This is a genomic window from Streptomyces sp. ME19-01-6 (genome assembly GCF_033793745.1).
Lineage (GTDB): Bacteria > Actinomycetota > Actinomycetes > Streptomycetales > Streptomycetaceae > Streptomyces.
Map to the genome: position 1 here is coordinate 76,909 of NZ_JARAXF010000033.1, position 22,866 is coordinate 99,774.

Consider the following 22,866-nt stretch of genomic DNA (forward strand, 5'->3'; position numbering starts at 1 on the left):
TTTGTGGTGAGTATGAGACGGCGACACGCCGACGGTACGGCTCCTCGCTGACTACTGCCTGGTGAGAGTGGCGTGGGTACGGAGCGCGTCCTCGGTGTTCAGGCCGAGACGGGCCGACCAGGTCAGCGCCTCGTCGAGGGTGGCGTCCTCGTCGGCCAGGCGGGCGGCGGCGAGGGTGGGCGGTGCCTTGCCCTCGTCCAGCAGCGCGGTCCATTGCCGCGCTGTGAGGGCGAGGTAGCGCAGGTCGGGCAGGTCGGCCAGGACGGTCAGGTCACGGACATCCGCCCGGGAGAGGTCCAGGCAGCGCAGGTTCGGGATGGTGCGCAGCGGGGCGATGTCGACCGGGGCGGCGCTGTCCAGATCCAGGGAGGTGAGGCGGCGGTGGCCTTCGAGCGGGGTCAGGTCGCCGCCGTCCAGGGTGACGCGCGCGGACTCGACGGGCAGCGCGCGCATCGGCGTCAGGTCGGCGGTGGCGGAGCGGTTGAGGTGCAGCAGCCGCAGGTTCGGGGCTGCGGTGAGTGGAGTGAGATCGACCGGGCCGGCGGCGTCGTTGATGTGGATGGCCTGCAGGGCGGGCGGGATCTCGTCGGGGATCTCGCCGACGATCCTCTCGGGGCCGAGACGGCGGGCGGGCTCCAGCAGGGTGATGTACTCGCCGTCCTGCTCGTAGGCTCCCTGCTCCAACTGGATCAGGTGGTCACCGAGCAGCGAGGTTATCGAATCGGCGACGTAGGCCGGGCCGGCGTCGTAGTCACGGCCGATGCGGATGACCTGACCGAATCGGCCGTTCCGGGCCGGGGCAAGGTCCACCGCCAGGTAGTTGCCGTCCTCGCCGGTGGCGAACGGCAACCAGGCCGGGTGCCCACCGCAGCGCCGGACGGTGTCGGACGGGTCAGTGTCGAAGACGACCGAGTGCCAGGCCAACTCCCAGCTGTGCCGGGCCGGTTCGCTCCGTTCGGCGTGGACGGCGACCAGGTCCTTCAGCGCCATCCAGCCCTTGTCCCCGAGCAGGTAGCGGTGCTCGTGGTCGAGGGCGTCGCCGTCGGCGACCGAGTACAGCGCCCGCAGGTCGGCGGGCAGGGGCCGGCCGACGCGGCGCTCGGCCTCGTCGAGTGCGGCGGCGGACGCGGGCGGCGGCAGTTGCTCGGGCCGCCCCAGGATCGCGGCGCGCCGCTCCATGTACGCGCGGAACCGCGCCACCGCCAGCTCAGGATCGCCCTCCGGGGCGGCCGCGCCCTCCTCCTGCTCGAAACCGGGCTGGGGCAGCCGGTAGCCGGGGTCCAGAACGACCTGGAAACCGCCGCCCCGTCCGCGCAGGCTGGTGATCGCATCCGCGGTGGCGACCAGCCGGAACTCCCCGGACGGCCGGCACTCGATCTCCAGGGTGGTGCGCTCCCAGCCCCGGACCTTCCGCAGCGCCTCCGCCAGCCTGCCCAGCTCCCTGAAGGGGCTGCGCACCGGGTTGCGCCACAGGGGCGCTCCGGGGACGGCGTAGCCGCCGGACACCGAAACGCCGCCCCGGCCCGCCGTGCTGGCCAGTATCGCCCGCGTCCAGCCCGCCGGCGCACTCGCGACGATCTCCTCGGCGATCCGCCCCGCGGCGCGCTCAACCATGTCGTGCTCCCGTCCTGCCGGTCCTGCCGGTCATCATCGCAGCGACCGGTGACAGTACGGCCCGGCCATGACTTCTCGGCCCTCGCGTACCGCGCGATCGGCCGCTTGGCGCCGTGCCCCGGGGCCGGCAGGAGAGCGCGCCCCGTCACAATAGGCGCATGTCCCGACGCGCACGACGCCCGCAGCCGCCCCGCCCGGCGCCCTGCCCCTGCGGGCTGCCCGCAGCCTACGACGACTGCTGCGGCAGGCTGCACCGCGGCCAGGCCCGAGCCACCACCGCCGAACAACTGATGCGCTCCCGGTACAGCGCCTTCATCCGCCGAGACGAGAGGTACCTGCTGCGCAGCTGGCACCCCGACACCAGGCCGCCCGGCGTCGACTTCGACCCCGCGCTGCGCTGGCGGGGCCTGGACGTCCTCGCCACGACCGAGGGCAGCGCGTTCCACACCACCGGCACCGTCGAGTTCCGCGCCCACTACACCGAGCGCGGCCGCGCCGGCGCGCTCCATGAGAACAGCCGCTTCGTGCGCCACGACGGGGACTGGGTCTACGTCGACGGCATCATCGGCGCCTGAGCCGCGGCCCGGCGAAAGTCGTCATGGACACCGCGGAAAGACCGAGTCCCTGAAATCGCTGGGCGACGTCCCGTAAGCCGCGCGAAAAGCACGGCTGAAGTCCGCGGGGTGCCGGAATCCCCACCGGAGGGCGGTGTCGCCTATCGTCCGGTGCCTCAGCCGCGGGTCGGTGAGGTCGGTCCGGCACCGCTCCAGGCGGCGGCGTCGAATCGTGGCGCTCACCGTCTCGGGCTGCGTCCGGAACAACTGATGGAGCGTGCGCACGGAGATGTGGTGGTACGCGGCGATCGCGGCCGGCCGCAGTTCGGGATCGCCCAGGTCGCGCTCGATGAACGCGTTGACGCGTACGAGGAACACCTGCTCGCGGGTCTCCACGGGCAGGGCGTCACCGACGTCGAGCAGGCCCGCCAAGAAGGCAGCAGCCAGATCGGCACCGATGCTGCCCATACGGTGGAGTTCCGCGAGGCTGCTATGGGCAGCGCTGTCCTGGAAACCGGACAGGAAGTGGCCGAGCAGCACCCCCGCGGCAGATCGCGCGACGAGAGATCTGCTCAGCAGCTGATCCGTTTTGTCGAACGGCAGCGGCAGAGAGGTTCTGGGCAACTGCATCAGGGTCACTCGATGCCGGCGGCCGTTCTCCCGGGGGAAGTCGGCTCCCGTTGGATCGTGCCGCCCCGCACCAGGAACAGGAAGCAGTTCTCCGGGCCGTGACGCCGGGTCTGGGCAGGTCCACGACGGGCCGACAACGGTGAGAAGGCAAAGGTCGCCACCCGGGTGCCGGGCAGGTCGACAGCGGCGACGCTCCCGCGGAAACCGTCCTCCTGCTCGCTGGTCAGCGCCACGGACATGACGTCGCTCTCCATCATGTGCCACCACCAATCGAGCCGGTCCCGCGGTGGCACTTCATCGGTGGACACCGACACCAGTGGCCCCGGTGCGCCCGGCCGCGACTCCCCTCCAGTCGACATGTGCACACAGAGATGATCCCGACCGGGACAAGGCCGCGTACAGGCGGTTGTCGGTCAAAGCGCCCGGCCCCCGGGAACGGCCTGCCCCACCCGCGCGGTATGCCAACAAAGACTGCGCGGAGTGCCAACGCCTGCGGAGCCGGTCGGCGCCAGGCTCGCCTCGCACCGGATCGTTCTTCTCCACGATCAAGGGGACCACTGTGCGTTTCCAGTTCCATGGAGCTGTACGGCGTGCCGTCACCGCCGCCGCCTCACTGGCTCTGTGCGCGGGCGGCCTGGTGGTGAGCAGCGCGGGAACCGCCCACGCCGCCGCCATCTGCGCCGGCACGAAGATCGGCACGCTGGAGTTCTACACCGGCTACACCTACCTGTACTACAGCAGCGCCACGGGTAAGAACTGCGCCTACACCGTACCGAAGTCGGGCAGCGGGACCCGGCAGTTCATGCAGGTGACCCTCTTCCGGGCCAGTGACAACGTCGGGGTGTGGGACGACGGCTACTACACCCAGTACGCGGGCCCGGTATACCTGGACGCCCGTGGCACCTGCGTCTCCTTCAACGGCCAGGTCGCTTCGTCGGCCGGCAACTCCGGCTGGGGGCACTGCGGCGCCGTCGCGGCTGCCACCGACGCCGGCGCCCTGGTCCTGGCGGGGGCTGGCATGGTGGCCACCTCGGCAACCGCGCACGCCGCCTCGTTGATCGGCAACCAGTCGGCGACGCGAGGCCCCGGCCACTGCGGCTGACAGACCCGGGGCGATGGGCGGCGATGTTTCCCAGGATGTTGCCGACGACTTCTGGCGCACGGTCAACTCCCCCCGGAATGCTGGGGCGCTGTGCGTGTGATCCACGCGAAGCCGAGGGTTTTCTGGAGTTGCCGTGCCCCCTGTCGCTCTCGCCAGACCCGTGGCGGTACTGGCCGCGGTGTCCGCCCTGTTGCTGGGCGCCGCCGGTCAGGCCGTCGCTGACAGCACCCCCTCCCCCGCTCCCGAGCCGCTGCCCCGGTCCTCCGCCGAGATGCTGCGGCCCATCGCGCCACCCGCCGCCAGTGGGCGCGGTGACGCTTCGGTGCGGTCCGTCGTCGACGGCGACGGCATCGAGACCGCCCGCAGCTCGCGGCCGGTCGCCCCCGGGGTGAAGCTGACCTCGTACGACCGGCTGGAGTCCGACAAGTGGCTGCGGGTCGACTCGCTGTCGGTGGACCTGGGGAGCGGCACGAGGGTCGACTACCTCTACCCGGGCGAGGTCGCCGCCCGCGAGCCGGTCTCCGAGCTCGCCGCCGAGCACGACCCGGGGCCGGGCCGCCGTACGGTCGCCGCCATCAACGGCGACTTCTTCGACATCAACCAGACCGGCGCGCCCGAGGGGACCGGCATCAGCGCGGGCCGCGTGGTCAGTTCGGCCTCGGCCGGCGCTTCCGGGGGCCGCGCGGTCGGCATCGGGCCGGCCGACGCGGGCCGGGTCCTCCAGCTGTACTTCGACGGCACGCTCACCCTCCCCGACGGCCCGCACCCGCTCGCCGCCCTCAACTCGGCCAATGTGCCTGCCGGGGGCATCGGCGCGTACACCGCCCAGTGGGGGGAGGCGGACCGCGCCCAAACCGTCGACTCGGCCGGGGCGGGGCGCACCGCCGAAGTCTCGGTCGTGGACGGCAAGGTCACCTCCGTGGCCACCAGGCCCGGCAAGGGGGCGATACCCCCCGGCACCACCGTGCTGATCGGCCGGGACGCCGGAGCCGACGCGCTGGCGGGCCTCGCCGTCGGCGACGCGGTCTCGTGGGAGTACCGCCCGCGCCCCGACAGCGGCGAGGCGCCGGAGGTGGCCGTCAGCGGCCGGGAACTGCTCGTCGTGGACGGCAAGGCGGTCGGCCACGACGGCGAGGGCAACAACACCGCCGCCCCGCGCACCGCGGTCGGCTTCTCCCGCGACGGCCGTACGATGCAGGTCCTCACCGTGGACGGGCGGCAGGCCGACAGCGGCGGCGTCACGCTCACCGAACTCGGCGTGATGATGAAGGATGCGGGCGCCTACAGCGCGCTCAATCTCGACGGCGGCGGCTCCTCCACGCTGGTGGCCCGAGCGCCCGGCAGCGACACGGCTCGGGTGGAGAACAGCCCGTCCGACGGCAGCGAGCGCACCGTCCCCAACGGCCTGGCCTTCACCGCCCCCGACGGCAGCGGCCGGCTCAAGGGCTTCTGGGTGGAGACCGCGGCCGCCCCCAGGGCGGCGCCCACCGTCGACCCGGTCAAGGGCGGCCACCCCGAGCGGGTCTTCCCGGGGCTGACCCGGCGGCTGACCGCCGCCGGATTCGACGAGACGTACGGGCCCGCCGAAGGCGCTCCGGCCTGGCGCTCGGCCGACCCCCGCATCGGGCGGGTGAGCGCCGACGGCACCTTCACCGCCCGGCACAGCGGCGACGCGAAGGTCTCGGCCCGCCGCGGAGCCGCGAAGGGCGACATCGAGCTGACCGTCCTCGACGACCTGGACCGGATCCAGCCCACCACCCGGCTGATCGGCCTCAAGGACGCCGAGGCCACCGGCCGCTTCGGGGTGGTGGGCCTGGACGCGCACGGCACCAGCGCGCCGGTCGAACCGTCCGACGTCCGGCTCGACTACGACCACGACCTCTTCGACATCACCCCCAACCAGGACTCGGGGGACTTCACCGTCAAGGCGCACGGCGGGCAGGGCGCGGGCCAGATCAAAATCACCGTGGCGGGCACCACCACCCGGCTCGCGGTCACCGTCGGGCTGGCCGAGCAGCAGGAGGCCGCCTTCGACGACGCCGCGCAGTGGAAGTTCAGCCAGGCCCGCGCCTCCGGCTCACTCGCCGCCACTCCCGAGGGCCACAGCGGCACCGGGCTTGAGCTGACCTACGACTTCACCCAGTCCACCGCCACCCGCGCCGCGTACGTCAGCCCGCCGCAGCAGATCGCCGTCGAAGGCCAGCCGCAGTCGTTCGGGCTATGGATCAAGGGTGACGGCAAGGGGGCGTGGCCCACGCTCCACCTCAAGGACGCGGCGGGCTCCGACCAGTTGCTGCGCGGCCCGTACGTCACCTGGACCGGCTGGCGGCACGTCGACTTCACCGTCCCGGCCGGCGTCTCGTATCCGCTGAAGGTGGGCCGCTTCTATCTCGCCGAGACCGGCGCCACCCGCCAGTACACCGGCCGCATCACCATCGACGACCTCACCGCGCAGGTCCCGCCCGCCGTGGACCTGCCCGCGCAGACGGCGTACCCGGACCCGCTGATCACCACCGCCGCGCGCGCCGAGGGCCGGGACTGGCGGTTCGCGGTGATGTCGGACGCCCAGTTCGTGGCCCGCGACCCGGACAGCGCGATCGTCGCCCAGGCCCGCCGCACCCTGCGCGAGATCAAGGCGGCGCGCCCCGACTTCCTGGTCATCAACGGGGATCTGGTCGACGAGGGCTCCCCCGCCGACCTCGCCTTCGCCCGGAAGGTCCTCACCGAGGAACTGGGCGACGCCGTGCCCTGGTACTACGTGCCGGGCAACCATGAGGTGATGGGCGGGAAGATCGACAACTTCAAGGCCGAATTCGGCCCCGCGCACCGCGTCTTCGACCACCGCGGCACCCGCTTCATCACCTTGGACACCTCCAGCCTGAGCCTGCGCGGCGGCGGCTTCGACCAGATCCGGGAGTTGCGCGCCCAGCTCGACGCGGCGGCGAAGGACCCGGAGGTCGGCTCGGTGATGGTGATCGAGCACGTGCCCCCGCGCGACCCCACCCCACAGCAGGGCAGCCAGCTCGGCGACCGCAAGGAGGCGGCGCTGCTGGAGGGCTGGCTCGCCCAGTTCCGCCGTACGACCGGCAAGGGCGCGGCGTTCATCGGCGGCCATGTGGGCGCCTTCCACGCCTCGAGGGTCGACGGCGTGCCGTACCTGATCAACGGCAACTCGGGCAAGAACCCGGCCACCCCGCCCGACCAGGGCGGCTTCACCGGCTGGTCCATGGTCGGCGTCGACCAGGTCTCGCAGCACCAGCAGGCCCGCGCCCGGCAGGCCCCATGGGCCGGCGGACCCGACTGGGTGTCCGTACAGACCCGGCCGCATGTCGAAGGCGCTGCCGGGCTGACGGTGACCGCCCCGGCCGAACTGCCCGCCGGGCAGGACGCCGCGGTCACCGCGACCGTGCTCCAGGGCGAGGGCGCCACCCCCCGCCGGGTGCCGGTCGGCTTCCCGGTGAGCGCGGACTGGACCGGATCGCCGAACCTCTTCGTCGGCGACCCGGACGACGCCCGGCACCGGCCGCGCTACGTCGCCGCGTACGACCCGACGACGGGCCGGCTCACCGCATTGCGCCCGGGGTCCGCGACCCTCTCGGTGACGGTGAACGGGGCGGTGGCGAAGGCGAGCTTCACCGTCACGGCCCGCGCCGCCGGGGGAGCCGCCGCTGCGGCTTGACCCGCGGGGGTAAGAGGTGAGGGCCCGCGGGGGCTGCCCGAAGGGGCGATCCCCCTGCGGCCCCTCCCCAACGGGGCCGGCCCCACCCCCCGTGTCCCGGCTGGCTGTCCACAGGCCCACACGCGATCGGGAACCCCACGCCATGGTGCGGCATGACGATCAGCAGCGAGGCCCTGAGAAGCGTGCGTGCCCTGGCCGCCAGGCAGGACTGGGAGGTGACGACCGCACAGCTCCGTGAAGCCGGTGCCCAACGGGGTCGGGCGAGACGCCCGGGGACCCCCGCTTTGTGCCCGGGTCCGAGCCGTCCTGCTCACCTGCGGCCCGCGCGCCATGGCGGCGGGCCCCACGGCCGCCCGGCCGCGACCGCCCCCGCCCGCACCTGCGCGGACTTCCTCCTCCAGCTCCAACGGGCCGAGGCGGTGAGCGTGCTGGACTCCTCCCTTCCCCCCGAGGGTGGCCGTGTCCTCCGCATCGACGTGGGCTGGCCGGCCCAGATGCCAAGCCCCCCGGCAGCGCCCTGCGCGGGGTGCACGGTCACCGTCAGAGCCAGACGCGGCGGAGCTGTTCGAAACGGGTGGGCAGCGGGGGGCGCCGGGCGGCGTAGGTGGCGTTGGTGCGGTGGACGAAGCGGCGCCAGGACAGCACCAGGCCCTGGCGGGTGATGGGCAGCCCGGCGGCGACGGTGACCCCGTTGTCATGGGTGTGGTGCACCGTCAGCAACAGCGCCCTCGGCACCGTCCCCTCCAACTCAGCGCACAGCTCCTGACGCACCCGCAGCCACCGCCGCAGCACGATGACCGTGCTCGGATCCAGGCCGTGCCGGCGCGGGACGCGGTGCTTGCCGTGCTCGATGGTCACCCAGCCCGCGTCCAGGTTCAGCGCGTCGGTGGTGCAGCGCAGCAGGTCCCCGTACCGGGCGCCGGTGGCCCGGGCCAGCCCGACCACCACGGCCAGCCGCACCGTCTCCGGCCGCGTCCCCTGCTCCAGCGCCTGCACCGACAGCAGCCGCCACACCCACTCCGCCTCCGCGGCCGACACCACCGGCCGCGGATACCGGTCGCCCGCCGTCTCCCCCGCCATCTGCGCCCGCCTCTCCGGACCCGGCTCGGGCCGCTTGGCACACTATTTCTCACACCTTACTTCCCACTCCCGACAGCGGACATGCCGTCAGGCCGCGCAGCCCCCTGATCGCACGTGGAGGGCCCCTCAGGCGCCTGGCCACGAGTCTGTGCCATGTCAGTGGCAGCCGAAGGAGCGCCGGTAGGCGGCCGGTGTGGTGCGCACCATGGCGTGGAAGCGTCTGCGGAGGTTGGCGGCCGAGGACAGGCCGACTCTGACCGCGATCGTCTCCACGGGGAGATCCGTTTCCTCCAGAAGGGCCTGGGCCGCCATGACGCGCTGCTGGAGCAGCCATCGGCCAGGGCTGACGCCGAGTTGACCGGCGAACCTGCGAGCGAGTGTGCGCGGCGCGATCTTGGCCTGTGCGGCGAGGTCGTCGACGGTGAGGGGTTCGTGCAGCCGTTCGGTGGCCCAGTCGAGGATCGGGGCCAGAGATTGTGGTGGGCGGTCGGCGGGGGCCGCTGTGCTGTACTGCAGTTGCCCGCCCTCGCGGTGCGGGGGCATGACCATGTGCCGGGCGATGTGCGCGGCGAAGGCAGCGCCGTGGTCGGCGCGGGCCAAGTGTAGGCACAGGTCGATGCCGGCGGCGGTGCCCGCGCTGGTGGCGATGTCGTCCAGGTCGATATACAAGGTGTCGGGCTCGACCCGCACGTCGGGGAAACGGCCCGCGAGCTCGCCGGCGAGCCGCCAGTGGGTGGTTGCCCTGCGGTGATCCAGCAGCCCGGCCTCGGCCAGCAGAAAGGTGCCGGAGCAGATCGCGACAATGCGGGCGCCGCGCCGGTGGGCTTGCTGGACCGCATCGATCACGGCGGGCGGGGCGGCCCCCTCACGGCGTTGCCAACCGGGGATTACCACCGTGTCCGCCGCGTTGAGTGCCGTGAGATCCTCGCTCACCAGCATGTCGTATCCCGCCAGGGTCGGCACGGCTCCCGGCTGCTCGGTGCACACCGCGAACTCGTAACGTCGCGGCAGGCCAGGGCGGCGCACGCCGAAGACCTCGGCCGCGCACGCCAGCTCGAACGTGGACTGCGGCGGCAGGACCAGCGCGACAACCCGGTGAACACTCATGGCAGAAAAGTACCTGCGGGCGTCAATCCAGACACTGGCCGGAGAGGAAGTCCGCCGCCACGATGGGGTCATGACGCAAGATTCGAGTGATGTCCAGATCATGCACGTCGACGAGGCCGAACCCGTTGAGGTCGTCCCCGGGATCATCCGGCGGCGGCTGCCGGCCACCGAGTGGGCCCGCGGTTGGATGTACGACTTCGCGCCGGGAACCGAATGGCCCGAGGTGGATGTACACGAGGGCGAGGAACGCTATTACGTGATCTCAGGCGAGTTCATCGACCGGGGGCAGCGGCTCGGGCCGGGCAGCTATGTCGTGTTCGCGCCGGGCAGTACGCATCGCCCGCGTACGGAGAACGGCGCGCGCATGCTGGGCATCAGCATCCTCACCCCGTAGCCGGTTCGTCATGACGCGCCAGCCGGAGGGCGCCGGCGCAGCACCGGCGCTCCGTACGGCGGGAACGCGCAGACCGGCCGTGCATGCCGCCGCCGGGCCACGGCCACCACGTCCATCCGACGGCGACCGGCGTGCAGTGACCCGTCGAGTCCGCGCAGTAACCTCGCGACAGCGCCTTCCGTTCCCTCTACCGCCCCTTCAGGGAGAGCAGCACGGTGAGGTGCGAGAACTTGGAAGAGCGCTACGAGTCCGAGGCCGGCGATCGGCGCCGACAGGCCGCCGATCTGAGCACATCGCCACCTACTACGCGCTGGAGAGCCGCCTTGGCATTCGGTCTCGATCGGCGGTCGGGTCCGTCAGGAGGGGCGCGCGGGCGCCATCATGGACACCGCCGGTCGGCGGCCGTTGGGCTGAACCTCGAAGCTGAGCTTCGCGTCCTGCCCGGCCTCCACCAGGCGTTCGGCGAGATCTGGGGTCCGCGCAACGTCGCCGACAAGGTCAAGGACGTCAAGATCTTCCGCAATCGGGAGGTCGGCGTGCTGCACCTGCACGCGGACCGGATGTGGCTCCAGTCCGGAGGCGGCTGCCGCCTCACGGTCTTCAGTCCCGTCGACGACGAGACCGCCGAGAAACGGGAGCGTCTGCATGCCCTCGCGGCCCGACCCGCGCCGAACGGCTCGGACGGCCGCGGTCACGCCGAGATGAACGGCTCCGTCAGATGCGGCGTCGCCAGGTGCAGCGTGGCGTCGGTTTCGCGGCCGAGCATGCGCTCCCTTGAGTGCCTGGCCGCCTCGGGGTCGATTTCGTGCGAGTAGGCGAGCTCGGGGTGGAGCAGTTGGAGCGCGTGCACCAGGAGGTCGCCGGTGACGAGCGCCGGCTCGCGCCCGTCGGCGACCAGCACGCTCTGGTGCCCGGGCGTGTGACCGGGCGTGGCGACCGCGCGCCCGGCGCGCAGTGGCGTGTCCCCGTCGAGGAGCCGGAGCCGACCGGCCGCCTCGAGCGGGTCGGTGAGGGACTCGCGAAGCTGCGGGTTGAGCGCGTCGAGGGCGTCGAACTCGGCCCGCTGGAGCAGGTACTCGGCGTTCGGGAAAAAGGGTCGGTGACCGCTGGTCGCGCCGCCGGGCGAACGGGCGCCGCCCACCGCTCCGCCGGTCGAAGCGTTGCCGCCCACCGCGCCGCCCGCTGAGGGAACGGCCGCCTCGGTCACGACCGCCCACCCGACGTGGTCGGTGTGCAGATGCGTGAGCACCACGGTGTCGACCTCGGCCGGGTCGATGCCCGCGGCGGCGAGCGACTCGGGGAGCGCACCAGGCACGGGCGCCCACGAGCCGGCCGGGCCGTCCGCCGGACCGATCCCGGCGTCCACGACGGTGAGGCCCTTGTCGCCGCGGATCGCGTACGCGCGGAACTGGAGCCGCCAGCGGCCCTCGGCGTCGACCGCGCCCGGGTCGTAGCGATCGGCCTCGGCCCAGTGAGCGGCCGTGGCCTCGGGGAATGCCTCGGCGCGCGGGGAGAAGAACGGGCCCTCGCCGTCGGCGAGGGCGATGATCTCGGTCGAGCCGATCCGGAGGCGGGGAACGCTGAGGGACACGGCCGCGATCCTGCCATGCCTTGCTCGTTGCCGCCTGTTCGCGGTGTTGGGCAGGCCGCCGCCGCGATCGAGCGACGGTGCGGGAAGTTGCGGGGCAAGCGCCGCCTCAAAGAACTGGTGGTCGGCTCCGCCGTCGACACCGCCGCCTCCTACGCGGCGAAGACCCCGGCCACCGGATAGAGGTGTAGCGCACCGGCGGAGCGGCCGCCCGCAGGTCCGAGGGATACTCCTTCGCCGCCCAGAGCCCGCCACCCGGCGACCAGCTCTCCGACACATCCGCGAACAGCTTGCGCGGTGACTGGAGCTGCGGACCCGAAGAACGTCCCCCCGCCGCCCGCGCTCTCCTCGCCGTCTCCGTCGTCCTCGGCAACCAGGTCGTCCAGCAAGGACCGCGTCTTCGCCGACAGGCGGCCCACGGTGGAAGCGCAGAACCGTTCCCGCGAGCCGGTCACGCGACAGTTCCACCCCGCACATCTCAACGGCCAGCCACTTGGCGAGCTGATCCCGTGGCTTCGGATACAGGGCCGGTATGGTCGCCGGGTGCGGCTGCTGCTGATGTCCGACACCCATGTCCCGCTGCGCGCCAAGCAACTCCCCGAGGAGCTGCTGGCGCAGGTGGCGCGCGCCGATGTGGTGATCCACGCCGGGGACTGGGTCGACACCGCCACCCTTGACCTGCTGGAGGCGCGCTCCCGGCGGCTGATCGGGGTGTACGGCAACAACGACGGCCCGCCGCTGCGGGCGCGGCTGCCGGAGGTGGCGTACGCGGAGCTGGACGGGGTGCGGTTCGGGGTGGTGCACGAGACGGGGCCGTCCCGGGGGCGGGAGACCCGCTGCGCCGCGCGCTTCCCCGAGCTGGACGTCCTGGTGTTCGGCCACAGCCACATCCCATGGGACTCGGTGGCCGAGGACCGGCTGCGGCTGATCAACCCCGGCTCCCCCACCGACCGGCGCCGGCAGCCCTCCTGCACCTATATGACGGCCGAGGTCTCGTCGGGGCGGCTGACCGGCGTGGAGCTCCACCGGCTGCCGCCCCGCGGATGACGTCCTAACCCGCGGCCGCTCAGCCCACGTGCACATGCGGGCGCCGGCCGCGGTCCGGCTCGGCCTCGCGGAGCACCTCTCTGGTGACGGGCGCGACCTCTCCCTGCCCGAAGAGGAAGAACCGCAGGAAGTGGGCGAGGGGGTTGCCCTCGGTCCACTCGAAGTAGATGTGCGGCCGCTGGCCCGTCAGATCCCGTACGTGCAACAGCACCCCGGCGAGCGCGTTGGGGATGGAGGAGCTGACCACCGTCAGCACACGGAAGCGCCCGTGCAGCACCTCCCCGCACACCCGCAGCTCCGCCTCGAACTCCGACGGGTCCGAGACGGTGACCTCGACGAAGATGAGGTCTTCCTCGAGCGGCAGGTCGTTGTCGTACCTGATCTGGCGGAGCTTGTCGCGGTACTCGGCCACGTCGCGGCGGTCCGGCTCGTTCGCGATGAACCGGATGGTGCGGTGGGCCATGTCGCGGACGAACCGGTCGGCCATGGGGTCGAGGTCCACCTGGGTGACCCTCAGTTCGAAGGCGCGGGCGACCCGGGACATCAACGAGAGCCCGATGATGCCCGCGATGAAGCAGGCGCCGATCTTCACGCCGTCCGGCCGCTCCACGACATTCGCCGCCGTGGTGTACACGAAGACCGCCGCGATGGTGGCGAAGGCGGCGGTCCAGCGGCGCTGCCGGGCCTTGCGCGCGGCGATGGTGACGGCGATGGCGGCGGAGGCGATGAGCACCAGCACCCCGGTGGCGTACGCGCCGCCCTGTGCGTCGACATCGGCGTCGAAGATCCAGGTCACCAGGAACGCGATGAGGATGAAGACCAGCACCATGGGCCGCACCGCGCGGGCCCAGTGCGGCGCCATGCCGTACCGCGGCAGATAGCGGGGCATCAGGTTGAGCAGCCCTGCCAGGGCCGAGGCGCCGGCGAACCAGAGGATGACGATGGTGGAGACGTCGTAGACGCTGCCGAAGCCGTTGCCCAGGTACTCATGGGCCAGATAGGCCAGGGCGCGGCCGCTTGCGGCCCCGCCGGGCTCGAACTCCCGGTGCGGGATGAGCAGCGTGGTGATGAAGCTGGTGGCGATCAGGAAGACGCTCATGATCAGCGCGGCCGTGGTCAGCAGCTTCTTGGTCCTGTGGATCCGCCCGGCCGGGCGCTCCTCGGTGTCGCCGGGGTCCCCTTCGACATGCGGCATGACGGCCACGCCGGTCTCGAAACCGGACAGGCCCAGCGCCAGCTTGGGGAAGACGATCAGCGCAACACCGATCATCACCAGCGGGTTGCCGTGCTCGGTGGTCAGCGCCCGGGTCCAGTCCGCGACCACGTGCGGCTCGGTGAGCACCCGCTCCAGACCCACCACCACGACGATGAGGTTCAGCGTCAGATAGATGCCGACCAGCACCACCGCCAGCCCGATGGCCTCCGTGAAGCCCTTGAGGAACACGGCGCCGAGCAGGGCGATCAGCACGAGTGTGACGGCCACTTCGTGGCCGTGCAGGGCGCCGCCGACGTTGGGGTTCTCGACCAGGTGGGCGGTGGCGTCGGCCGCCGAGAGGGTGATGGTGATCAGGAAGTCGGTCGCCGCGAACCCCAGCAGGACCAGAACGAACAGCTTGCCCTGCCAGAACGACAGCAGCCGCTCCAGCATCGCGATCGAGCCCTGGCCGTGCGGGCTCTCCTCGGCCACCCGCCGGTACACCGGCAGCGCGCCGGCGACGGTGACCAGCACGAGCACGAGCGTGGCCACAGGGGAGAGCGCGCCCGCCGCCAGGGCGGCGATGCCCGGCTGGTAGCCCAGGGTGGAGAAGTAGTCCACACCGGTCAGACACATGACCTTCCACCAGGGCCGCCCCGGGTGTTCGACCGGCAGCTGGGCGTGCGGGCCGGGCTGCTGCTTGGCCAGGTCGGCCAGGCCCTCGAGCATCCAGGTGCGCAGACGCCGCCGCATCCCTCCCCCGGCGTCGTGGCCCGCACGGGCGGAGCTGGCCATCACGTACTCCTGTCGAACCATGGGGTCGAACCGGCCGCTTCGGCAGACGGCCAGGTCAGCGTACGCAACAGTCGGGTCCAAGCCGGTTATGGCACACCGCGCGCGGCCGGGTGCGGCGCGCCGGGTGTCATGCGGTCTCCTCCGTCACCCGCGGCACGTCCCCGTCCGGGCCGCCGCCGAAGTCCACCACGGTGGTGCCTCCGTCCGGCCAGCGGGCCGTGACGGGCTCCCCGCTCACCTCCGCGGTGACGAGCCCGGTCAGGGGCGGGGCTTCGGGGTCGGCGGTGAGCGAGGCGAGGGCGGCGAAGACGGTGCCGGACTCCCTCGCCGACGGTGCCGGTGAGTTCGGGGACCAGGCCCAGGGCCCGTACGCGGTGCCCTGCGGGGCCCTGCGCACGGCGGAGCTCCGCCAGCCGTGCAGGGGCAGCAGCCGGCCGGTCACCGCGGCCCCCGCCAGGCATGTCTCCCCCGCCGGGCCGGCCCCGTCCGCCTGCTCGGCGGCGGTGCCCGGCGGGACGGCGACGGCCCAGCCGCTGTGGTGGACCGCCGTGCCGGCGGGGACGTTCACCGTGCGGTGCACTCGCAGCCCCAGCGGGTAGCGGGGCAGAAAGCTGTACGGGTCGGCTCCGCCGGCGCCCGCGACGCGCAGGGCGGCCAGCAGGAACGTGCGGGCGAATCCTTCGAGGCCGTCGGGGCGCACACCGGATCTCGACGGCGGCCCGGGCAGGTCGATCAGGCCGTGGCCGGGGGTGGCGTACCGCAGGGCGGCGCGCAACATCCCGTCGGCAGCGGCCTCCCAGTGGGCGCGGCTCAGCCCGGTGTGCGGGCTGAGCGCGCGGTCGTCGGCGGGGAGCGGAAAGGGGAGCGGCGCGGTGGGTGTGATGGGCATGGCGGGCGGGGTCTCCTCCTCGCGTCTGTGCTGGCTGGCCCGGTGTCCGGCCTCGGGCGTCAGATGTCCGGCGTCACACCTCAGGCCGAGCGGTCGAGGATCTCCGGGCGTACCGGATGGGCGAACGCCGGGCGGTCGACGCGCGGGCAGCCCCAGCCGGTGATCAGCAGTTCGGCGGTGGCGAGGGCGTGCTGGGCGGCCGGGTGGTGAAGTCGTCGAGGACGAGTCCCGGGTCGAGGGCGGTCAGCCGGGCCGGCCGGGCCGGCGCCGCAGCGTCGAGCACCTGCTGCGCGGTCCTGGAGGCCATGGCCAGGACGGCGCGCGGACGAGGGTGCGGTGGGATCACTTGACGCTCCCTGCGGACGCCTCCAGGACCTCGTTCGGTACGTAGCCGCTGATGAGCAGGCGGGCGAGGCGTGACCTTCGCCGGTGATGGTCGTGGGGGGAGGTGGCGGCGCCGTTCGTGGTGCCCGGCCCCTCGGGGGTCGCGATCCGTACCCGGCTCAAGGACCTGACCGCCGAGGACGAGAGGGTGCTGAGCCTGGTCGGCGATCTGCTCGGTTCGCTCGCCTCCCGTGATCTGAAGGTGCGGTGCGCGGCCGGGCTGGAGCATGACGGTGAGCAGTGGGCCGAGGGTGAAGCGGGAGTCTTGTCCCACCGCCCGTTTCCGCCGTCCGCGCCGGTCACGTACAACCGGTTGCGCCCGGCGTGATCGACTTTCTCAGAACCCGGCCATGGTAGCGATCATTCGATCAGTACCGAGGGGCCCCCGGGTGAGACCGGCGGCTGAAGGAAAAACAACGAGGTGTTGAACGGGCCATTGAACGGGAGGCAGCCGTGGCACGTACCACCCTTCGTGCGCCGGTGCGCGGCGCACGACGCCGACCTGACAGCGGCCCAACAGCTGCCCGACGCTTGGAGACCCGATCGTGAACGAGCCGGCCACCCCTCCCGTACAAGCTCTCCCGGGCGGAGAAGCGGAACTCCGCCTCGTACTCCATCTGTCCTGGGAGGACATCGCCAGGCTCGGCCAGGAGGCCGGCCGGCTGGCCGCCCAGTTGCAGCGACCGGTGAGCCTCGACGAGGCCGTGAGCCACCGGCTGCGTGGGCGGCCGCCGGCCGCCGCCCACGCCAAGCCCGCCCCGGACCGCGGCCAGCCGCTCGCCGCCCACGCCCCGGCCCACGCCCCGGCCGCCGCCGCGCCCCTGACGGGCCGCTCCCCCGGCGAGCAGGCCCGGCAGGCGATCGAGAAGATCAACGGCTCCGTCCAGCCCTACCAGGGCGGCGCCGAGACCACGGGTGCACCGCCCGGCCCGGCCCCCGAGGCGATCCCCAGCGACGCCCGGGGCATCCTGGAGCGCCCCACCCGCCCGCCGTCCCCCGTCAACGGCATCAGCGACCACGGTCAGTTGCGAGGCGCCTGACGACACCCGGCCGGGACCGGGTGTCGGCGGTGCCCAGTAGGGTCGTTGGGTGAACGTGATGTGGGTGACCGTGGAGACGCCGCTCCCCACCGGGCCGATGCGGGTCGGCGTGACCGACCGGGGTGTGGTGGCGGCGGCCTACACCCCGCAGGGCGCGGCCGGTTTGCCCGCGGGGGCGCTGATACCCAAGGCCTCCGGCGACCGCAGGGCGGTGGCGGTGGTCGGCCGCTTCGCCGACTACTTCGCCGGGCGGCGGCGGGAGTTGGCACTGCCGCTGGACTGGAGGCTTACGTCCGGGGCCCAGCAGGCCGTGCTGCGCACGCTCCAGCAAACGGTCGGTTTCGGCCACACCATTACCTATGGCGAACTCGCCGAGCGCAGCGAGGCGTTCGCGGCGGCGGACCCGGAACAGCGGGCGCTCGCCGCGCGCACGGTGGGTTCGATCATGGGCTCCAACCCGATCTCGCTGCTGGTGCCGTGCCACCGCGTGGTGGCCGCCGACGGTATCGGCGGGTTCGGCGGCGGGGAGGCGGGGCTCGCGGTCAAGCGGTGGCTGCTGACCCTGGAGGGATCCCTGGCCCCCACGCTGGACTGGGCGGGCCCGTCCTGACCCCATAGGCCCTGTCTCAGGCCGGGCCCGGGGAGGCGGGGCGCACGACGGGTTCCCTCCGGCTGGACACCGGCCCGCGCCCGAGGAGTTCGCCCAGGCCCTGCCGGGTCGCGGCCAGCACCACGCGGTCCTGGGGCCGCAGGACGTACTCCGGCGGCAGGTCCCACACAAGGCCCCGCTGCCGCCCGCTGCCGTCGTCCGGGGGCGCCACGGCCAGATCGCGGAGCCGGCCGCCGGCGTCCGCGGTGTCCAGGGCGACCACCCGCCAGGCGCCCGGTCGGAACGCCTCGGCGACGGTGCGGTCCTCCAGTTGCGGGTGGCCCGCGACCGGCAGCGCGGCGAAGAGCAGGACCCGCCGCTCGACCGGTACCGCGCCGAGGATCTGGCGCCCCATCATGGCGCCCGCGAAGGCCGGGGCCGCCAGGGTGGACACGCTGCGGCTACGGGTCAGCGCCTGCGGGTGCGCGGCCCGCAGGGTGCGGTAGACGGCGGTGGCGAAGCGGTCGTCGTACAGCCGCATGGCCACCCGCAGGCCGGGGTCGATCGAGCGGGCGTACAGCGCGGCCTCCAGGTTGGTGGTGTCGGAGCTGGTGACCGCGAGCAGCGCGTGTGCCCGGTCTATCTTGGCGGCCTCCAGCACGCCCTCCTCCGTGACGTCCCCGAGGACGGTGGGCACCCTCAGCCGGCGGGCCAGCGGAATACCGCGGGCCTGGGGGTCCTCCTCGACACACACCACGGGGATGTCCAGCTCCCGCAGCCGGGCCAGTACCCGGGTGCCGACCTTGCCGAGGCCGAGCAGCACGACATGCCCGGACAGCCCCCGGGGCGGCCGGCGCAGGGCGGAAGCGGTCCGGAAGGTGCCGAGCCCCTCCAGCGTGGCGGCCACCAGGACGGGCAGCAGCATCAGTCCGACCAGCCCGGACAGCAGTTGCAGAATCTGCCGGGCGAGCGGCTGGCCGAGCGCGGGGTCGCCGGTGCCGAGGATGTCCAGCAGCGTCAGATAGGCGGCGCGCAGCGGATGTTCCCCGGTGATCTGCCAGGACGCGACGGCGAGGGCCAGCAGCGCCGCGGCGAACCCCACGACGGTCCGCCGCAGCCGCCGGGAGAACAGCGAGCCGAGCGGCACTCCCCGGCCGCCGAGCCGGCGCGGGGGCAGCGCGGGTCCGGTGTGTGAGACGGCCTCCAGCACCACCGTACGGCGCCCGGTCGCGGCGGCCACGGCCTGGTCGTCGGGCAGCATGCGCGGCCCTTCGGCCCCGCTGCTGTCCGAACCCTCCAGGCCCGCCGGGTCGTTGGTGGTCGAGGAGAGCAGGGCGAGGGTGCACAGCCCCGGGTCGGCGATCTCGTCGCGGCCGGGCGGGGTGTGGATGGCGGCCCGCAGCAGCACCCCGTCGGCCTGGATCACCTTGCTGGTGCCCGCGACGGCGGTGGCCGCGAGCGCGGGCGCGGCGGTGTCGGCGTCCGACAGGACGGTGGTCGAGGCGTCCGGCGCCGTCGCGCCCTGCCCCGGGTCGGCGACCGCCGCGGCCTGGTCGAGCAGTTCCCGCAGATGCTCGCCGAGCTTGCGGTTGTAGAGGCGGATCACCAGCCGCAGCCGGGGGTTGAGACGGCGGGCGCGCAGCGCGGCGTGGATGTTGGTCTCGTCGTCGTCGTAGACCAGCGCGAGGGCGGCGGCCCGGTCCACTCCGGCCTCGGTGAGCACCTCGTCGTCCGGCTCGGCCGCCTCCAGGACGCGTATGCCCGCGCCCGAAGGCGCGGTGACGGGCTCCGGCGGGGACAGCGACGGGCGGCCGACGGCCGCCGTCACCCGCCCGAAGAGCGCCGCGGCCCGCGCCCGGCCGCGCCCGGCCCCCGGCGCCACGGTCCGCGCCGGGAGTGGCTCCCAGGCGGAGGGCGTGGCGGGGATGACGACGGTCACCCGCTCCCCGTAGACGTCCTTGAGTTCGGCGGCGAGGCGGTGGGCGAGCGCGTCGTCGCCGCAGACGACCATGTGCGGGCCGGACGGCTCCGCCGGCGGCTGCTGAGGCAGGGTGGGCATGCTGAGTAGAGCCTCCTGGGCCGCTCGGCGGTTCCGGCCGGACACGCGGGGGATGACATGGCCGCGACCCGTCCGTTGATCATCAAGGTACCCGCTGGCCGGGGGAGAACCGAGCCTTGAAAAAAAGCCGGGTTAATCGAATGGACGTGCCGCTGTCGAAAAGAGGAGCGAGCGCAACAGGCCATCGCATGCCGACTGAGCGTGGCCGAATGCCATCGGCCACCCGGGCAAACATCGTGCGGGGTCAGATCATCTTATCGAGTTAATGCCAACGGCTTCCCAGGGTCAGCTGGGCACACCGGTCGTTACTGTTCCCCGGGATCTGAACAAATCCCCGGATGTTTGCTCCCTCCTTTCCTCTTTCCCGGTGACGCGTTTCCCGGTGACGCGCACGCACGCCGGCCACCGCCCTTACGAAGGAGAGTTCGCCCGATGACTGTTGACACCAGCCCGGAAGCACAGCCGGAGCCGCCTCGGCAGTCCAGCCTGAGCACGGCGGCTGCCCGTAACCTCGCCACCACGACCAAGTCCGCCCCGCAGATGCAGGGGATCACCTCTCGCTGGCTGCTGCGGACGCTCCCCTGGGTGGAGGCCAAGGGCGGCACCTACCGGGTGAACCGTCGGCTGAGCTACACGGTCGGCGACGGGCGCGTGGAGTTCGTTCAGGATGGTGCCGACGTCCGGGTGATCCCCCGCGAGCTGGGCGAACTGGCCCTGCTGCGCGACTTCGAGGACGTGGAGGTGCTGACCGCGATCGCCGGCCGGTGCGTCCAGCGTGACTTCCGCGCCGGCGAAGTGCTGGTCGAGCACGGCACGCCCGCCGAGCAGCTCCATCTGATCGCCCACGGCCGCATCAGCCAGACCTCCGTCGGCAAGTACGGCGATGAGGTCGCCGTCGCCGTACTTGCCGACGGCGACCGGTTCGGTGAGCACGCCCTGTTGGACGGGGACGGCCGGTGGGACTACACCGCCACCGCCGAGACCGCCGGCACCCTGCTCACCCTGTCCCGCGCCGACTTCGCCGCCGTGCTGTCCGCGACGCCGAGCCTCCAGGCCCATATCGAGCAGTTCAGCTCGCGTCTCCTCCAGCGGCAGACCCGTCACGGCGAGGCCGAGATCGCGATGTCCGCCGGCCACACCGGCGAGCCCGAGCTGCCCGGGACGTTCGTCGACTACGAACTGAAACCGCGCGAGTACGAACTCTCCGCAGCGCAGACCGTTCTGCGGGTCCACACGAGGGTCGCCGACCTCTACAACGGGCCGATGAACCAGACCGAGGAGCAGCTCAGGCTCGTCATCGAGGCGCTGCGCGAGCGCCAGGAGCACGAGCTGATCAACAACCGGGAGTTCGGTCTGCTCCACAACGCCGACTTCAAGCAGCGCATCCAGACCCACTCCGGCCCGCCCACCCCGGACGACCTCGACGAGCTGCTCTGCCGCCGCCGCGGCTCCAAGTTCTACCTCGCCCACCCCAGGACGATCGCCGCGATCGGACATGAGTTCAACGCCCGCGGGCTCTACCCGAACCACGTCGACCTCGGCGGGCAGCAGGTCCCGGCCTGGCGCGGCGTCCCCATCCTGCCCTGCAACAAGATCCCCATCACCAAGGAGAACACCAGCTCGATCCTCGTCATGCGCACCGGCGAGGACAACCAGGGCGTCGTCGGTCTGCGCCAGACCGGTCTGCCGGATGAGTACGAGCCGGGCCTGTCGGTGCGTTTCATGGGCATCGACGAAAAATCGATCATCTCCTACCTCGTCACCACCTACTACTCCGCCGCCATCCTTGTGCCGGACGCGCTCGGCGTATTGGAGAACGTGCAGATCGGCCACAGGCACAACTAGTCAACCCGCCCTGCACCTGCCCGGCTGCCGCGACAGCCCGGGCCCTCCGGGCCGGCCGAGCGTGCCCGGGATCCGGGACAGCCACCCACCCCACCAAGGAGCCATGGATGCCCGCCCCTGAGCTTCCCCCTCCGCAGTCGAGCTTGCCTGCGGCTGCTTCCCAGGTCGAGGCGCCGAGCACCGTCCTGGAACGGATCCTGCGGGGCCCCAGTGGCCTGGGCACGGCGAGCCTGCACCTGGCCCGGCGCGAGGAGCCGCCGACGCCGCCGGAGCCGTCGGCGGCTCCGGCGGAAGGCAATCCGGTCCCGGGCCTCTACCACCACCCGGTGCCGGAGCCCGACCCCGCGCGGGTGGAGGAGGTCAGCCGCAGGATCAAGGCCTGGGCGTTGGACGAGGTCGACCTGTACCCCGAGGACTGGGAGGACCAGTTCGACGGCTTCTCCGTGGGGCGCTACATGGTCGCCTGCCATCCGGACGCTCCCACCGTCGACCACCTGATGCTCGCCACGCGTCTGATGGTCGCCGAGAACGCGGTGGACGACTGCTACTGCGAGGACCACGGAGGCTCGCCCATCGGCCTCGGCGGACGCCTTCTGCTGGCACACACCGCCCTCGACCCCCTGCATACGACAAAGGAGTACCAACCGCGGTGGGCGGAGTCGCTCCATTCGGACGCGCCTCGACGCGCCTACCGCTCCGCCATGGAGTACTTCCTCCAAGCGGCCGGCCCCTCCCAGGCCGACCGGTTCCGGCATGACATGGCCCGTCTGCACATGGGGTACCTCGCCGAGGCAGCCTGGGCCCAGACGGACCACGTCCCCGAGGTGTGGGAGTACCTGGCCATGCGCCAGTTCAACAACTTCCGTCCCTGCCCCACCATCACCGACACCGTCGGCGGCTATGAACTGCCCGCGGACCTGCACGCTCAGCCCGCCATGCAGCGGGTCATCGCGCTCGCCGGGAACGCCACCACCATCGTGAACGACCTGTACTCGTACACCAAGGAACTCGCCGGCCCCGGTCGGCATCTGAACCTGCCCGTGGTGATCGCCGAACGTGAGGGCACCTCCGATCGCGAGGCGTATCTGAAGGCGGTCGAGGTCCACAACGAGCTCATGCACGACTTCGAGGCCGAAGCCGCGGCCCTGGCAGCCGGCTGCCCCGTCCCGAGCGTGCAGCGCTTTGTGCGGGGCGTGGCCGCGTGGGTCGACGGCAACCACTACTGGCACCAGACCAACACCTACCGCTACAGCCTGCCCGACTTCTGGTAAGAGG

Annotated in this window: 18 protein-coding genes and 4 pseudogenes; 12 read left to right on the plus strand and 10 right to left on the minus strand. The window is 72.5% G+C overall.

The window, feature by feature from the left end:
* Window positions 1–51 precede the first annotated feature (51 nt).
* Window positions 52–1,614 (minus strand): SMI1/KNR4 family protein, encoded by a 1,563-nt coding sequence (locus tag PV419_RS42860; RefSeq protein WP_319698373.1) that lies wholly within the window; start codon window positions 1,612–1,614, stop codon window positions 52–54.
* 158 nt (window positions 1,615–1,772) lie between these two features.
* Here PV419_RS42860 and PV419_RS42865 point away from each other — a divergent pair, with 158 nt between their 5' ends.
* On the plus strand, window positions 1,773–2,189 hold the full coding sequence (locus PV419_RS42865) for a YchJ family protein (RefSeq protein ID WP_319698376.1): 417 nt from the start codon (window positions 1,773–1,775) through the stop codon (window positions 2,187–2,189).
* Between the two features lie 21 nt (window positions 2,190–2,210).
* Here PV419_RS42865 and PV419_RS42870 read toward each other — a convergent pair whose 3' ends face one another.
* Together PV419_RS42870 and PV419_RS42875 are read right to left on the minus strand one after the other, a co-directional pair.
* Window positions 2,211–2,792, minus strand: a complete 582-nt coding sequence (locus PV419_RS42870; RefSeq protein ID WP_319698378.1) for a helix-turn-helix domain-containing protein — start codon at window positions 2,790–2,792, stop codon at window positions 2,211–2,213.
* A gap of 11 nt (window positions 2,793–2,803) precedes the next feature.
* Window positions 2,804–3,106 carry a hypothetical protein gene (locus tag PV419_RS42875; RefSeq protein ID WP_319698380.1) on the minus strand — a complete coding sequence of 101 codons (303 nt, stop codon included), beginning with the start codon at window positions 3,104–3,106 and terminating at the stop codon, window positions 2,804–2,806.
* A gap of 251 nt (window positions 3,107–3,357) precedes the next feature.
* Here PV419_RS42875 and PV419_RS42880 point away from each other — a divergent pair, with 251 nt between their 5' ends.
* Together PV419_RS42880 and PV419_RS42885 are read left to right on the plus strand one after the other, a co-directional pair.
* Window positions 3,358–3,900, plus strand: coding sequence for a hypothetical protein (locus tag PV419_RS42880; protein WP_319698382.1), 543 nt, complete (start codon window positions 3,358–3,360; stop codon window positions 3,898–3,900).
* Window positions 3,901–4,033: 133 nt separating this feature from the next.
* Window positions 4,034–7,579, plus strand: coding sequence for a phosphodiester glycosidase family protein (locus PV419_RS42885; protein ID WP_319698384.1), 3,546 nt, complete (start codon window positions 4,034–4,036; stop codon window positions 7,577–7,579).
* Window positions 7,580–8,119: 540 nt separating this feature from the next.
* Here the strand turns inward: PV419_RS42885 and PV419_RS42890 are convergent.
* Window positions 8,120–8,659, minus strand: a complete 540-nt coding sequence (locus PV419_RS42890; RefSeq protein ID WP_319698385.1) for a tyrosine-type recombinase/integrase — start codon at window positions 8,657–8,659, stop codon at window positions 8,120–8,122.
* 156 nt (window positions 8,660–8,815) lie between these two features.
* Complete coding sequence (locus tag PV419_RS42895; RefSeq protein WP_319698387.1) at window positions 8,816–9,766, minus strand: helix-turn-helix domain-containing protein; 951 nt, start codon at window positions 9,764–9,766, stop codon at window positions 8,816–8,818.
* Between the two features lie 70 nt (window positions 9,767–9,836).
* Between PV419_RS42895 and PV419_RS42900 the strand changes: the two genes are divergently transcribed.
* Both PV419_RS42900 and PV419_RS53570 read left to right on the plus strand, forming a co-directional pair.
* Window positions 9,837–10,160, plus strand: coding sequence for a cupin domain-containing protein (locus PV419_RS42900; RefSeq protein WP_319698389.1), 324 nt, complete (start codon window positions 9,837–9,839; stop codon window positions 10,158–10,160).
* Between the two features lie 215 nt (window positions 10,161–10,375).
* A pseudogene (locus tag PV419_RS53570) lies at window positions 10,376–10,744 on the plus strand (hypothetical protein); the annotation flags it as partial.
* A 107-nt stretch (window positions 10,745–10,851) separates the two neighbouring features.
* Here PV419_RS53570 and PV419_RS42910 read toward each other — a convergent pair.
* The gene (locus PV419_RS42910) at window positions 10,852–11,751 is read right to left on the minus strand and encodes an MBL fold metallo-hydrolase (protein ID WP_319698393.1); all 900 of its coding nucleotides are present in this window, start codon (window positions 11,749–11,751) and stop codon (window positions 10,852–10,854) included.
* Here PV419_RS42910 and PV419_RS53575 point away from each other — a divergent pair.
* Together PV419_RS53575 and PV419_RS42915 are read left to right on the plus strand one after the other, a co-directional pair.
* Window positions 11,749–11,919, plus strand: a pseudogene (locus PV419_RS53575) (ISKra4 family transposase); the annotation flags it as partial. The gene PV419_RS42910 and the pseudogene PV419_RS53575 sit on opposite strands and share 3 nt — an antisense overlap.
* Before the next feature lie 372 nt (window positions 11,920–12,291).
* On the plus strand, window positions 12,292–12,795 hold the full coding sequence (locus PV419_RS42915) for a metallophosphoesterase (RefSeq protein WP_319698395.1): 504 nt from the start codon (window positions 12,292–12,294) through the stop codon (window positions 12,793–12,795).
* 19 nt (window positions 12,796–12,814) lie between these two features.
* On the opposite strand, the gene PV419_RS42920 is transcribed toward PV419_RS42915, so the two are convergent.
* From PV419_RS42920 to PV419_RS42930, 3 genes and pseudogenes are all read right to left on the minus strand, one after another.
* Complete coding sequence (locus PV419_RS42920) at window positions 12,815–14,785, minus strand: amino acid transporter (protein WP_319698397.1); 1,971 nt, start codon at window positions 14,783–14,785, stop codon at window positions 12,815–12,817.
* A 583-nt stretch (window positions 14,786–15,368) separates the two neighbouring features.
* A pseudogene (locus tag PV419_RS42925) lies at window positions 15,369–15,674 on the minus strand (DUF2264 domain-containing protein); the annotation flags it as partial.
* A 163-nt stretch (window positions 15,675–15,837) separates the two neighbouring features.
* A complete protein-coding gene (locus tag PV419_RS42930) occupies window positions 15,838–16,020 on the minus strand; it encodes a hypothetical protein (RefSeq protein ID WP_415925504.1) in 183 nt (60 codons plus the stop codon).
* A 102-nt stretch (window positions 16,021–16,122) separates the two neighbouring features.
* Here PV419_RS42930 and PV419_RS42935 point away from each other — a divergent pair.
* From PV419_RS42935 to PV419_RS42945, 3 genes and pseudogenes are all read left to right on the plus strand, one after another.
* A pseudogene (locus PV419_RS42935) lies at window positions 16,123–16,308 on the plus strand (IS200/IS605 family accessory protein TnpB-related protein); the annotation flags it as partial.
* 295 nt (window positions 16,309–16,603) lie between these two features.
* Window positions 16,604–17,098, plus strand: a complete 495-nt coding sequence (locus tag PV419_RS42940; RefSeq protein WP_319698399.1) for a hypothetical protein — start codon at window positions 16,604–16,606, stop codon at window positions 17,096–17,098.
* Window positions 17,099–17,156: 58 nt separating this feature from the next.
* Entirely contained in the window at window positions 17,157–17,708 is a 552-nt protein-coding gene (locus tag PV419_RS42945) for a methylated-DNA--[protein]-cysteine S-methyltransferase (protein WP_319698430.1), read from the plus strand.
* A 16-nt stretch (window positions 17,709–17,724) separates the two neighbouring features.
* Here the strand turns inward: PV419_RS42945 and PV419_RS42950 are convergent, their stop codons facing one another.
* On the minus strand, window positions 17,725–19,746 hold the full coding sequence (locus PV419_RS42950) for an NAD-binding protein (protein WP_319698401.1): 2,022 nt from the start codon (window positions 19,744–19,746) through the stop codon (window positions 17,725–17,727).
* Between the two features lie 432 nt (window positions 19,747–20,178).
* Between PV419_RS42950 and PV419_RS42955 the strand changes: the two genes are divergently transcribed.
* Together PV419_RS42955 and PV419_RS42960 are read left to right on the plus strand one after the other, a co-directional pair.
* On the plus strand, window positions 20,179–21,591 hold the full coding sequence (locus PV419_RS42955) for a family 2B encapsulin nanocompartment shell protein (RefSeq protein WP_319698402.1): 1,413 nt from the start codon (window positions 20,179–20,181) through the stop codon (window positions 21,589–21,591).
* Entirely contained in the window at window positions 21,555–22,862 is a 1,308-nt protein-coding gene (locus PV419_RS42960; protein WP_415925507.1) for a family 2 encapsulin nanocompartment cargo protein terpene cyclase, read from the plus strand. Before PV419_RS42955 ends, PV419_RS42960 begins: the two co-directional genes overlap by 37 nt.
* Window positions 22,863–22,866 lie beyond the last annotated feature (4 nt).

What these genes read in the sequence shown, in the direction of transcription:
- PV419_RS42860 (WP_319698373.1), bottom strand. Translation starts at nt 1,614, where the DNA reads ATGGTTGAGCGCGCCGCGGGGCGGATCGCCGAGGAGATCGTCGCGAGT.
- PV419_RS42865 (WP_319698376.1), top strand. Translation starts at nt 1,773, where the DNA reads ATGTCCCGACGCGCACGACGCCCGCAGCCGCCCCGCCCGGCGCCCTGC.
- PV419_RS42890 (WP_319698385.1), bottom strand. Translation starts at nt 8,659, where the DNA reads ATGGCGGGGGAGACGGCGGGCGACCGGTATCCGCGGCCGGTGGTGTCG.
- PV419_RS42895 (WP_319698387.1), bottom strand. Translation starts at nt 9,766, where the DNA reads ATGAGTGTTCACCGGGTTGTCGCGCTGGTCCTGCCGCCGCAGTCCACG.
- PV419_RS42900 (WP_319698389.1), top strand. Translation starts at nt 9,837, where the DNA reads ATGACGCAAGATTCGAGTGATGTCCAGATCATGCACGTCGACGAGGCC.
- PV419_RS42920 (WP_319698397.1), bottom strand. Translation starts at nt 14,785, where the DNA reads ATGGCCAGCTCCGCCCGTGCGGGCCACGACGCCGGGGGAGGGATGCGG.
- PV419_RS42945 (WP_319698430.1), top strand. Translation starts at nt 17,157, where the DNA reads ATGTGGGTGACCGTGGAGACGCCGCTCCCCACCGGGCCGATGCGGGTC.
- PV419_RS42950 (WP_319698401.1), bottom strand. Translation starts at nt 19,746, where the DNA reads ATGCCCACCCTGCCTCAGCAGCCGCCGGCGGAGCCGTCCGGCCCGCAC.
- PV419_RS42955 (WP_319698402.1), top strand. Translation starts at nt 20,179, where the DNA reads ATGACTGTTGACACCAGCCCGGAAGCACAGCCGGAGCCGCCTCGGCAG.